Source organism: Pseudomonas xantholysinigenes, assembly GCF_014268885.2.
Classification (GTDB): Bacteria; Pseudomonadota; Gammaproteobacteria; order Pseudomonadales; family Pseudomonadaceae; genus Aquipseudomonas; species Aquipseudomonas xantholysinigenes.
Genome location: NZ_CP077095.1, coordinates 5194593 through 5207766 on the forward strand (window position 1 = coordinate 5194593; position 13174 = coordinate 5207766).

General features: G+C 61.9%; 7 protein-coding genes. 5 read left to right on the forward strand and 2 right to left on the reverse strand.

All coding sequences use genetic code 11. From position 1 onward, the window contains the following. Positions 1-15 precede the first annotated feature (15 nt). The 3 genes from HU772_RS23135 to HU772_RS23145 all read left to right on the forward strand — a co-directional run bounded on the left by HU772_RS23135 (position 16) and on the right by HU772_RS23145 (position 3609). The gene (locus HU772_RS23135) at positions 16-1347 is read left to right on the forward strand and encodes a S41 family peptidase (RefSeq protein WP_186656572.1); all 1332 of its coding nucleotides are present in this window, start codon (positions 16-18) and stop codon (positions 1345-1347) included. Positions 1348-1355: 8 nt separating this feature from the next. Continuing rightward, the gene (locus tag HU772_RS23140; RefSeq protein ID WP_186656575.1) at positions 1356-2123 is read left to right on the forward strand and encodes a divergent polysaccharide deacetylase family protein; all 768 of its coding nucleotides are present in this window, start codon (positions 1356-1358) and stop codon (positions 2121-2123) included. A 79-nt stretch (positions 2124-2202) separates the two neighbouring features. Next, on the forward strand, positions 2203-3609 hold the full coding sequence (locus HU772_RS23145; RefSeq protein ID WP_186656579.1) for a trypsin-like peptidase domain-containing protein: 1407 nt from the start codon (positions 2203-2205) through the stop codon (positions 3607-3609). 82 nt (positions 3610-3691) lie between these two features. Here HU772_RS23145 and HU772_RS23150 read toward each other — a convergent pair whose 3' ends face one another. Both HU772_RS23150 and HU772_RS23155 read right to left on the reverse strand, forming a co-directional pair. Beyond that, on the reverse strand, positions 3692-8335 hold the full coding sequence (locus HU772_RS23150; RefSeq protein ID WP_186656582.1) for a hypothetical protein: 4644 nt from the start codon (positions 8333-8335) through the stop codon (positions 3692-3694). A 138-nt stretch (positions 8336-8473) separates the two neighbouring features. After that, entirely contained in the window at positions 8474-10420 is a 1947-nt protein-coding gene (locus tag HU772_RS23155; protein ID WP_437182458.1) for a BCCT family transporter, read from the reverse strand. 535 nt (positions 10421-10955) lie between these two features. Here HU772_RS23155 and betI point away from each other — a divergent pair. Together betI and betB are read left to right on the forward strand one after the other, a co-directional pair. Next, positions 10956-11612: a transcriptional regulator BetI gene (betI, locus tag HU772_RS23160; RefSeq protein ID WP_186656587.1), complete on the forward strand. Its 657-nt coding sequence runs from the start codon at positions 10956-10958 to the stop codon at positions 11610-11612. A 38-nt stretch (positions 11613-11650) separates the two neighbouring features. Next, complete coding sequence (betB, locus tag HU772_RS23165; protein WP_046853877.1) at positions 11651-13123, forward strand: betaine-aldehyde dehydrogenase; 1473 nt, start codon at positions 11651-11653, stop codon at positions 13121-13123. The last annotated feature ends 51 nt before the right edge of the window (positions 13124-13174 follow it).

A 13174-nucleotide genomic window follows, 5' to 3' on the forward strand; every position in this document is an offset into this window, starting at 1 on the left:
AGGAGTTCGTTCGACATGCTGCACTCGCCTCGCCTCACCCAGCTGGCCCTGACCATCGCCCTGGTCGTCGGCGCGCCCCTGGCCGTTGCCGCCGAACCGGCCAAGCCGGCGACCGCCAAGCCCGCCGCGGTGCCAGCCACCGAGGTGACCGCCAAGGCGCCGCTGCCGCTGGACGAACTGCGCACCTTCGCCGAGGTCATGGACCGCATCAAGGCGGCCTATGTCGAGCCGGTGGATGACAAGACCCTGCTGGAAAACGCCATCAAGGGCATGCTCAGCAACCTCGACCCGCACTCGGCCTACCTTGGCCCCGAGGACTTCCAGGAACTGCAGGAAAGCACCAGCGGTGAGTTCGGCGGCCTGGGCATCGAGGTCGGCATGGAGGACGGCTTCGTCAAGGTGGTCTCGCCCATCGACGACACCCCGGCCTCGCGCGCCGGTATCGAGGCCGGCGACCTGATCGTCAAGATCAACGGCGCGCCGACCCGCGGCCAGACCATGACCGAGGCCGTGGACAAGATGCGCGGCAAGATTGGCGAGAAGATCACCTTGACCCTGGTGCGCGACGGCGGCACCCCGTTCGATGTGACGCTGGCCCGCGCGGTGATCCAGGTCAAGAGCGTCAAGAGCCAGCTGCTGGAGAACGACTACGGCTATATCCGCATCACCCAGTTCCAGGTCAAGACCGGCGACGAAGTGGGCAAGGCGCTGGCCAAGCTGCGCAAGGACAACGGCAAGAAGCTGCGCGGCGTGGTCCTCGACCTGCGCAACAACCCGGGCGGCGTGCTGCAGTCGGCAGTGGAAGTGGCCGACCACTTCCTCACCAAAGGCCTGATCGTCTACACCAAGGGCCGTATCGCCAACTCCGAGCTACGCTACTCCGCCGACCCGGCCGATGCCAGCGAGGGCGTGCCGCTGGTGGTGCTGATCAACGGCGGCAGCGCCTCGGCCTCGGAAATCGTCGCCGGCGCCCTGCAAGACCAGAAACGCGCCGTGCTGATGGGCACCGACAGCTTCGGCAAGGGCTCGGTGCAGACCGTGCTGCCGCTGGCCAACGACCGCGCGCTGAAGCTCACCACCGCGCTGTACTTCACCCCCAATGGCCGTTCGATCCAGGCCCAGGGCATCGTCCCGGACATCGAGGTGCGCCCGGCCAAGCTCACCACCGAGGCCGACAACGACAACTTCAAGGAAGCCGACCTGCAGGGCCACCTGGGCAACGGCAACGGCGGCGCGGATCGCCCGAGCGGCAGCAGCAAGCGCAAGGATCGCCCACAGGACAACGACTTCCAGCTCAGCCAGGCCCTCAGCCTGCTCAAGGGCCTCAACATCACCAAGGGTGACTGAGCCCCGCCATGCGTTACCTGTGGTCCCTGCTGTTCTGCCTGTTGGCCGGTATCGCGCACGCGACGCCGGCCAACAAAGCCTACATGAGCATCATCATCGACGACCTCGGGCAAAGCAGCGAGCGCGACAGCCGCACGCTCGCCCTGCCCGGCCCGGTCACCATGGCGATCATGCCCGACACCCCGCATGCCAGCGAATTCGCCCGCCAGGCCCACAAGGCCGGCAAGACGGTGATCCTGCACATGCCGATGGACCCGGCCAGCGGCCCCTTCGCCTGGCACCCCGACCTGCCCATCGAAGAGCTGGCGCGGCGTCTGGATGCCGCCCTGGGCAAAGTCCCTTACGCCGCCGGCATCAACAACCACATGGGCAGCCGCATGACTGCCCAGCGCGAGCCCATGACCTGGCTGATGGGGGAGCTGCAGCGCCGCCATCTGTTCTTCGTCGACAGCCGCACCAGCGCCGCCACGGTGGCGGCGGCGCAAGCCCAGGCGCAAGGGCTGGCACATGTCTCGCGCGATGTGTTCCTCGATGACGTGCGCACCCCCGAGGCGATTGCCGGCCAGTTGCAACAAGGCGTCGCCCTGGCCCGCAAGCAAGGCTCGGCGGTGCTGATCGGCCACCCCTACCCGCAGACCCTCGAGGTACTGGCCCGTGAACTGCCACGCTTGAGCAGCCAGGGCATCCAGCTCGTCAGCCTGCGGCAGATGATCGCCGAACGAAGCAACCAGGCCATGCCCGCGCATGGCAAGCAGGGCCGCTACTTCAACCGCTGAACGGCCCTTGCACTATGTACCGCAAGGCCGGCAGGCAACAGCCGCAACCTGCGCCCTCCATTTTCTGGAGGAACCACTCATGCAAAAAGTACTGACACTGGCCTTTCTGGGCATGACCCTGCCAAGCTTCACTGCCCTGGCAGCGAGCGATGAAACGCCCCCCTTTGCGCCCCCCATCGTCCTGCACAACAGTAACGGCGAAAACGCGCAATGGACGGGGATCGGCCGCCTGACCTGGCAGAACCGGCGCTGCATCGCCACGTTGCTGGACAGCCGCGACGAGCCGTCCAACAGCAGCGGCCCCGCCTACGTGCTGACTGCAGGTCACTGCGTCGGCGGCATCAACGGCAAGATCATCACCGACCAACCGATTCGCGGCAGCGTTACGTTCAACTACTTCGTCGACACGACGGAGCAACGCCACATCGCCCCGTTGAAGCAGGTCGTCTGGAGCAGCCTGCAAGGCGCCGACCTGGCGCTGCTCGAGCTGGACACGACCCTGAAACATCTCCTGGACCAAGGCATCACGCCCCGAAAACTCGGCCCATCCCCGGCCAGCGGCGCCCAGGTACAACTCATCGGCGAGCCCAGCTCGATCGATCAGGGCTTGCGCCTGTCCACCTGCGTGGAACGTTTCGCGAGCATCTCTCGCGTCGCCAGCTGGGTCTGGCGCAATACCCGACGCAACGATTGCCAAGGGTTCGATGAAGGCGCTTCCGGCAGCCCGATCTTCGACGCCGCAAGCCAGCGACTGGTCAGTGTCGTCAACAGCCTGCACGGCACCGAGATCGGCGCCATTCCGGTTGGTCGGGTCCAGGGGTGTTTTGCCAAGGGCCAGGTAGACCTGGACTCAAGCAACTGCCAACTGCTGCCGGGGTTTCAGTTGCAACCACAAGGGGGTACGTTCAAGTCCGTCGCCAAGGCACGCACCCTTGCCGATGGATCGCTCGAGCAAGCACGCTGGGGCTTCAGCTTCCTGATCGACACGCCACGCTATCGCTACAAGGTCACCCAGGATGCGCTCGCCTGTGAAGACCCCGCAGGTTACAGCGGCACCATCCCAGCCAGCGAAGCGCTGATCAATGACCCGATCGGGCCCGCCCCAGGCACCTACTACCTGTGCCTGGTGGGCGTGCAGAGCGAAGATCAATTGCCCTGGCCGGCACTCATGGCCAACAGCCTCAGCCTCGCCGTCGAACTGCTCCCCTCGGCCAAACCTAGCCCGCAGGTATCCACCGTACGCCTGGACAATGGCGGCATTCGTGTGACCTGGGCCAGGGATCCTGAAATCGTCTTCTACCGGGTGAAACGTGGCGATCCAGCGACTACCGACTGCGCCGATCCATCCGGCTATCGCCTGTTACCTGGTTATAGCCGCGATATCCCGGCCTCCGCACTGCCGCTCAAGCTTTGCACGGTAGCCATCGACCTGGCCAAGCAATCCTCGCCAGCGCGCAGTGATTTGTTGCAGGCAACAGCGTTTTAACCTGACCAAGCGAAAGGCCCTGCTCATTTGAGCAGGGCCTTTTCTGTTCGCCTTGATTGTCTCAACGATGCGGCATCAAGGATCAAGGGTTGAACGGAATGATACCCTGCGCCTGCTCCAGGCTGATCCGGCCGCGATGCAGGATCCGGCCCTGCTCACGCAACGCCTGTTCACTCTCACGACCAAACTTGCGTTCACTCCACAGCTTCAGGTGCCCGACGACGAAATCGGCGGCCAACGCATCATGGCTGGCAAGGTGGAAGTGAGCAGCCCATAGTGCCTGCCCGCGTCGGCCTTTACGCGATTGCGACAGGCTGATCTTGTACTCGTCGAACGCGCTACGATCCTTGGCAACCTCACGCCGCTCATAGGTGATCTCGAGAAGCCCTTGCCGATGCAGGTAGCTCAGGGCCTGCGCACTTGGCTTCTGTGTCTTGCTGAACAGCTCGGTCAACCAGGCATCCTTGCTTTTCGTCCATTCCTGCACCGCATCGCGCAAGCGAGGAAGCAGGTCATCGGTATCCTGAAGCGGTTCCTGCGCATCTTTCAGCGCCTGGATATGACGATCCACTCGCTCAGACAGATCACGATGATCGCCATCACTGGCAATAAGCTCCTGCACATCCTCCCGCACCCCTTCACCATCCTCAAGAACACGCTGGGCTTTCGCTACAGCCTGGCTCGGTGCTGGCTCAGGCAATGGCTTAGGTTCAGATTCTGAATCTGGAACAGGTGCTTGCGGCAGCGTTTCGACCCATGCGTCCCCCTCACGGTGAAACGTGTGAACGACCTCCCCGCCATCGACACTCATTACCTCCAGCACTGAAGTGCCATCCGCCAACAACCGCTCAGTCGCGACGACCAGATCGCCCCGTGCGGTCCGCACTGCCTTTTGCACCCCTTCTTTCACCGCATAGACCAACCGCCGGGATTGCCCCTTTGTATCATCCTCCAGTTCGAAAACGGCTTCGACCAGCAGCGAACGGGCAGACTGCTTGAGCAGTTCCAGTTGCTCCATGTATTTCTGCAGCATGGCCGCATCGACTCCCCCTCCACCGCCCCTGACCTGCTTCGACGCCTGGTAGAGCGCGTTCGAGTAGGCATACCAGGCATTCTGCAGGATCTCGATCCTGTCCGCGGGCGCCAGATTGCTGCTGAGCAAATCACCGTGGGCATGCGCGGCCGTGCGCAGCGACTCTCCTGCCAGCTTTCCGGTCACCTTGTGCCAGCGCGCCTGCTGCTTGGTTTTCGGCGGGGCCAGAGACAATTCGGTAAGCTGCCACACATACTCGATACGGGTATCAATGACATTGAAATAATGCGCGTCAATGAACTGCTCGACCGTCTTCAACTGATTCCCGTGAGGAAACTGCTCCGTCACAGGCAACAGCGCGGCCAACTCGTCGATCGAATCCATTGCCGCCAGCATCCTGGCTATCAATGGCACCGCACCGGTCAGCCGCCGCCTGTAGTCCTTGAGCCCAGTGGTAATTTCAGTGAGCAACCGGCCATTCAAGGTGCCGGCCGTCACACCCAGGCCCTGCCAATCGCACAGGCGCAACAGCATGTCTCGAATATACAGCCCATCGGACAGGCAGGACGCTCTCCACCTGACTTGCTCGGTCAGCAAGCCACTCCTGTCCGCCACAGGGGTGTACTTGAGCAAACGGCCGATCTCATCATCCAGCTGACGCGTTGCGTGCAGGCTTCGTTCGCGAGCCTGAACACCCTCCAGGCTCATTTTGTCTCGTTGAGCCTGCAACTCGACGAGCTTCGCCTGGCTGGCGCTGATGCGTGCCGTAATCATGTCCTCGGTCAACTGGCCATCGGCATTCAGCCGCGTCACTTCTTGCACTGAGCGCTCACGTGCGATGTCGGCGTCGATAGCAGCGATTCTCTTCAAGATTTCCATGAACGCATACTTGGCGGCGCGCACGGTGTCCCTGGACTTGTTCACGGCAACCTGCAGCTTCCCTCGGCTCGCCCCAAGGCCTCTGCCAGGCGCACGGCCCCCCATCCCGCCGAGCAACCCAGGCTTCACATGCCATTCGGTTCCACGCCACAACGCTGGCCCCAAGCGACCATCCCCCGCCAGAACCCTGAGTTCATGATCACGATTAGTGACGCGATAGGACAGCGTGTCGAGTTCGACGAGCGTGTCCTGCCCAATTCGGTAAAGACCACTGGCAACGTCTCTGTGCTCAGTGCTCAAGTCCACTCCGGCCGTATAGGATGCCAGTGCCCTCTGCCGGGCCATTGGTCCCGCCCCCCAGCCCGAAGCAATGTCGACTTGCTGCCCTGGCCGCCTGAGCAATTCACCGGGCAGATAGTCCACACCTTTGCTTACAGCCCGTGCCAGGCCAAAGCGCTGTTCGGGTTCAATGAGCACGCCATCGACGTCAACCCAGGCCGGCGTCTCGACAAGGTCCAACTGAACACGGGTATGGCGAAACAGAAAACCCCAGGCCAGATCCGTGAAAATACCCGACCAGGTCGAGGCCAGGGAGTGCTCGCCAGCATGGGCATGGTCGACCAGCACGGTTTCGATGTCCTTCAGGGCGAACAGGGCTTTCATCGCGTTGCCAATCGGGCCAGGCAACAGGCTCAGCAGACGAAAGAAGCGGATGAAGTACCCGGAAATAAACGACCAACGCGCCTCACTGTTGGATACCGTCGCGTTGTCCGCCACTTTCACGACCATCGCACGCATCGATTGGAACATCCTTGTATCGACATCTGCGAGCCAGGGTAGAAAGCTGATACGCGCCGGCGGCGGTACTTCCACTTCGTCCTGTTCAGCAGGCGACACGCCAACCCCCTGAGTAATGTGGGGTGTCTGGAAACCATTGTTATCATAGGTCGCCTTTGCACCATCCGACATCCAGTCAAGAATTCGCGCCACCAGGGTGGGCGACTGCTTGATCGTGTTCAGCAGTTTTTCGAGGTCATTTTCGACAACCAGACTGTCGTCATCGTAGAGCGGGCTGAACAGCAAGACGAACGCCGGTACCCTGAAACGAATGACGAACATGTAAGTGACTTCATCCCGGGTTCTCAGGTTCTGTACGCTGAATGCCAGCGGAGCTATGTCGACATTGCTTTTCATGTCAGCCGTGCTGTAACAGAACTCCGCGAGTGCCTGCCAGCGCGACTCGCTCAGCTGTCCATCACTCCACATTTTCAGACCGACGAGCAACAACTGCGTGCGCCACTCCTTGGCGAAACGACGAATACGCGCGCTGAGGGCGGCCGGATCGGCCAACTGTGCGGACACATACCCAGGGTAATAGCCCCCAACATCCACAGTTTCCACCAACTGCCGCAATGCCGCCACGCTGACCCACGACAGCAGCTGGATGCTTGCGTCGCGGTGTTGAACTGACAGCGGTGTCCTGCCGTTCAAGGCCAAATGCTGGTAGAGCGCCCACTCCGTCAGCGAGACAGGATCTGGCGAGTCATCGTCATCCTCAGGCTCAAGCGTGATCAGCAGGTCGTCGGGATGGTAGACAAGATAGGCCGGATAGCTCTTGGTCATTTGCTCTTCAAGGCGTTGCACGGCATAAGCCCGCGGGCTCTGGATACCGTCGAGCGATGAGCGCCCCGAAGACTCCGCCTGGCGCAAGGCAATATCGAGTAAAACCCGCCCCACCCTGAAACGCCGATTGTCGGGTAACTCCGCCAGCCAGCCTGGCAACGCCATGCGCATCGGGTCACCGGTGACGATGTCCAGGTCCAGGAGAAGCGACGCCGGGTCGGTTAGGCCATGCAGGCACGACTCGAGCAACGCCACGCTGTCAAACGCCTGGACACTCAAGCTGTCGATCTTGCCCAGGAGGAACTCCAGGATCAGCCCAGCTTGCTGCATGAACATGTCGCCCTCGAGCTCATAACGATTCCAGCGTAAGGCGTCGAAGTCATAGCGCTGGCGCATCATCCGCTCGAAGGCATGGGCGAACGATTCCTCATCGTCAAAGCCATCAGCAAGCCCGGCCGGAGGGCACCACAACCAGACGTTCGCTGTCTCGTCGCGGGTACTGATCAGTAGGTGGGGTTGCAATTCTCTGAACGACGCCTCGCCGCGCTGCATGACCGCTTCGACGGCATAGAGGCCAAACCCCTGGGTGTCACCTACCAGCAACGCTTGCAAACAGCCGCGCTGATTGTCATCCACAGTGTCCGAGTCCAGGCTGGCCGCGAGCCCGATGCGCAGCGTCTCGCACAGCCACTGCTGCCGACTTGTCGCCCCGAGTCGAGAGTCGCCCTCGTCGGCCGCGTTCCAATAGGCGATCTGAGCCCTCTTCAAGTATTCGAGCGCATTGGAGACCAGGTCATTCAGCGTGCTATTCAGGGTGTCGGCTTCGATCTTGAATATGCCCGTGACTTTACCTTCGGCATCGATCTCATCAACGACGAGCGTTCCGTCCTTCTGGCTCTTGAATGTATGTTCTGCCGTGAACAGAATCGACTCCCCGGAACGCACCGCCTCCAGGATGATCTCCATCAGCGGCTTGATGGCCCTGAAGTTGTTTTCATCCGCCGGATACATCACATAAACCTGAGCGGCCGAGTGCAATGAAGGCTGATGAACCGTCAGCGAGGGATATTGCTTCAGGAGCCGTAGGTAAGCCTCACTCTCAAGGGCTTGTCGTAGCGTGGGGCGGGACATGAAATAGCGGGCTACGGCCTGACGGATGGTCAGTACAGCCGTATTGGAGGGGGTCGTCATCGTGGAACCTCAAGGTAGAAATCTGAGGCGTAACAATGCGGCAGCTTCCGGGACGCAGAGGGGTACTTATTACTGCCAGTGCCCAAGCAAAAAGGGCCCTGACCTTGCGGTCAGAGCCCTTTCGACAACGGTGCCCTATCAGCTGTAGACACGTCCCAGCAACTGGCGGTGACTCTCGAACTGGTCGAGCACGTCACGCACCACTTGGTCGCGGGTAAAGCCCATCAGGTCGTATTCTTGGCTACCGTCGTGCAGGTAGACCTCGGCCCGGTAGAAGCGCTGGCGCACTTCCGGTTCACCTTCGACCGGCGCTTCGCTCGGCGCGGCCAGGTAGCCATCCAGGCTCACCTCGTAGACGAAGGGGTTGCCCTCTTCCATCATCACCCGCAGGCCCATCATGTTGCGCGACTGACCGACACGGGTCTCAACTTCGAAGCCCAAAGTGCGCAGTTGTTCGGCGGCTTCTTTCAGCGCCGGGCTGACCTGCTTGTCCATGAAGCGCTGGACCACGGCCTGGGTCGGCTGCAGCTCGAGCTGGCTCAGGCGCTCGCTGAAACCGCGACGGCCACGGGCGGCCAGTTCGGCGCGCTCGTTCTCCACCGCCACGTCCTGCTTCATCGACTTGTACAGGCCGAACATGAACAGCACCAGGACCACCGAGAACGGCAGGCCGGCCAGTACCACCATGGTCTGCATGGCTTCGAAGTTACCGGCGAACAGCAGGCCGATGGTGACCAGGGTGATGACCACCGACCAGAACACCACCATCCAGTGCGGGGCGTCTTCGTCGACATGACCGCCCTTGCACGACAGGTTGGCCATCATCACCGCGCCGGAGTCGGCCGGAGTGAGGAACAGCACGAAGCCGACGAACACCGCCACGCCGATGACGATCTTGGCCGCCGGGAAGTATTCCAGCAGCTGGTAGATCGACATCGACGGCTGCTCCAACGCCGTCTTGCCCAACTCCACCGCGCCGTGGTTGATCACCAGGTCCAGTGCGGTGTTGCCGAAGATCGACAGCCAGGCCAGGGTGAAGCCCAGCGGGATCAGCAGTACGCCGCTGACCAGTTGGCGCACGGTGCGGCCCTTGGAGATACGTGCAATGAACATGCCGACGAATGGGCCCCAGGAGATCCACCAGGCCCAGTAGAACACGGTCCACAGGCCCAGCCAGCGCTCGGACTTGTCGCCATCGCCTTCGTACACGTACAGGTCGAAGGTCTTCAGCACGATGCCGTTGAGGTAGTCGCCGACGTTCTGCACGAAGCCGTTGAACAGGTGCAGGGTGTTGCCGGCCAGCAGCACAAAGATCAGCAAGCCGCTGAACAGCATGATGTTCAGGTTGGACAAGCGACGGATGCCGTTTTCCACGCCCGATACCGCGGCCACGGTGGCCACGCCGGCCATGACCAGGATCACCACCAGCAGGTTGGTCTTGCTGTGGTCCATGCCGAACAGGTATTCCAGGCCCGAGGCCACCTGCATCGAGCCGATGCCCAGGTTGGTCACCAGGCCCAGCAAGGTGACGAACATGCCGAAGATGTCCACGGCATGGCCGGCACCGCCCTTGACCCAACGCTCGCCGACCAGCGGATACAGCGCCGAGCGCAGTGCCAGCGGCTGGTTATGGCGGTAGGCGAAGTAACCCACGGCAAGGCCGACCAGGGCATAGATCGCCCAGCCGTGCAGGCCCCAGTGCAGGAAGGTCAGCTGCAGGCCCTGGCGCGCGGCCTCGAGGCTGGCAGGCGTGCCTTCTGGCGGGTTGAAGTAGTGGTCCAGCGGCTCGGAAGCGCCGAAGTACAACAGCGAGATACCAATGCCGGAAGAGAACAGCATGCCGGCCCAGGCGCCGTAGCTGAAGTCGGGGGTGTCGTCCTTGCCGCCCAGCTTGAGCTTGCCGTAGTCGGAGAAGGCCAGGTAGACGACGAACAGCAGGTAACCGCAGATCACCAGCATGTAGTACCAGCCAAAGGTACGGGTCAGCCATTTCTGGGCGACACCAAGCACCTGGCCGGCGGTTTCAGGTACAGCGATCAGCAAGGCAGTCAGAACGAGGATCATCAACGCCGAGGTGAAGAACACCACGCGATTGACCCGTACCCGCTCGGCGGGAGGCTTTGTCAGGGAGGCAGAACTCATTGCACGAATGCTCCGGGCAGTGCGGCAGTGGAGGCTAAACAGTTATTTCCCACGCAATTGGTGCAATAGCCCTACTGCGACAGGTGTTATAAAAGCACCCTGGAAACCGTGATCCCGAATAGAAACGTTGCAAAAAAACCAGACCGGTCGCCTGTGAAAAACCACGCTCTCCATGTGGAGGTGCGCGCATTCGCCACAGACACCTGGCCCGCTCCAAGGGCCGACCGCGCAGCCTGTGACCGCTCGGCAGAATCTGTATTTTGCATCGCCCATGCCCGTCAACGCCTTGTATTCCGGGGGTTACGCGATTTCCTGGGGTGTCGATTCGTGCTTCTGTGACCGTCCGAAAAACTGTCAATGGCACAAATTGTCGCAGAGCTTATTCTTTATTGATTGAACGTTCAATCAAAACAAAATAGACTGGCCTTCGCCGAGGCAGCCGCTCGTCGTCTGCCCGCAGGCCTGAGGAGATAGCAAGATGCCCAAGGTCGGTATGCAACCCATCCGCCGCCAGCAGTTGATCGAAGCCACCTTGCAGGCGGTCGATCAGGTCGGTCTGGGAGATGCCAGCATTGCGCTGATTGCCCGTTTGGCCGGCGTGTCGAACGGCATCATCAGTCACTACTTTCAGGACAAGAACGGCCTGATCGCAGCGACGATGCGCTACATCATGAACATGCTCAACGAGGGCGTGATCGCGCGTCGCCAAGCCCTCACGGACGACAGCCCGCGTGCCCACCTGAAGGTGATCATCGAAGGCAACTTCGATGCGAGCCAGGTGAATGGCCCGGCAATGAAAACCTGGCTGGCCTTCTGGGCCTCCAGCATGCACCAGCCGTCTTTGCACAGGTTGCAGCGGATCAACGATCACCGCTTGTATTCCAACCTGTGCTGCCAGTTCCGCCGCGTCCTGCCGCTCTACCATGCGCGCAAGGCCGCCCGCGGGCTGGCGGCGTTGATCGACGGCTTGTGGCTGCGTGGCGCCTTGTCGGGAGACGCATTCGACACCGAGCAGGCAATACGCATCGCTTACGAATACATGGATCTACAACTGGCTAAACAGCAGACCCTGGGCACAACCGACCAGGCCGCTGAACAGCCGCGCGCAGCGACCAGCCAAGCGGCAGGAGCGTGACGCGGTAGCCAACCACACACTGCACTTGCGAGGACACTATGGCCCGTTTCGGAACGCAAAAACTCTACATCGATGGCGCTTACGTCGACGCTGGCAGCGATGCCACCTTCGAAGCCATCAACCCAGCCACCGGCGAAGTCCTGGCCCACGTGCAGCGCGCCACCCAGGCTGACGTCGAGAAGGCCGTCGAGAGCGCCGAGCGTGGCCAGAAAGTCTGGGCCGCGATGACCGCCATGCAGCGTTCGCGCATCCTGCGCCGCGCCGTCGACATCCTGCGCGAGCGCAACGACGAGCTGGCCATGCTGGAAACCCTGGACACCGGCAAGTCGTACTCCGAAACCCGTTACGTCGACATCGTCACCGGCGCCGACGTGCTGGAATACTACGCAGGCCTGGTGCCGGCCATCGAAGGCGAGCAGATCCCGCTGCGCGAATCGTCCTTCGTCTACACCCGCCGCGAGCCGCTGGGCGTGACCGTCGGTATCGGCGCCTGGAACTACCCGATCCAGATCGCCCTGTGGAAATCCGCCCCGGCCCTGGCCGCCGGCAACGCGATGATCTTCAAGCCGTCGGAAGTCACCTCGCTGACCACCCTGAAGCTGGCCGAGATCTTCACCGAAGCTGGCCTGCCGAACGGCGTGTTCAACGTCCTGACCGGCAGCGGCCGCGAAGTCGGCACCTGGCTGACCGAGCACCCGCGCATCGAGAAAGTCTCGTTCACCGGCGGCACCACCACCGGCAAGAAAGTCATGGCCAGCGCCTCCAGCTCCTCGCTCAAGGAAGTGACCATGGAACTGGGCGGCAAGTCGCCGCTGATCATCTGCGACGACGCCGACCTGGACAAGGCCGCCGACATCGCCATGATGGCCAACTTCTACAGCTCCGGCCAGGTCTGCACCAACGGCACCCGCGTGTTCATCCCTGCCGCGATGAAAGCCGCCTTCGAAGCCAAGATCGCCGAGCGCGTCGCCCGCATCCGTGCCGGCAACCCGGAAGACGAGAACACCAACTTCGGCCCGCTGGTCAGCTTCCAGCACATGGAAAGCGTGCTGTCGTACATCGCCAAGGGTAAAGAAGAAGGTGCCCGCGTCCTGTGCGGCGGTGAGCGTCTGCTGGATGGCGACTTCGCCAAGGGCGCGTTCGTCGCCCCGACCGTGTTCACCGACTGCACCGACGACATGACCATCGTCAAGGAAGAGATCTTCGGCCCAGTGATGAGCATCCTCAGCTACGAGACCGAGGAAGAAGTCATCCGTCGTGCCAACGATACCGAATACGGCCTGGCCGCCGGCGTCTGCACCAACGACATCAGCCGCGCCCACCGCATCATCCACAAGCTCGAAGCCGGTATCTGCTGGATCAATGCCTGGGGCGAATCGCCGGCCGAAATGCCGGTCGGTGGCTACAAGCAGTCGGGCGTCGGCCGTGAGAACGGTGTCAGCTCGCTGGCTCAATACACCCGCATCAAATCGGTTCAGGTCGAGCTGGGCGGCTACAACTCGGTCTTCTAAGACCGAGAGCTGCAAGCTTCAAGCCTCAAGCTGCAAGAAAGAGCCGGTCGG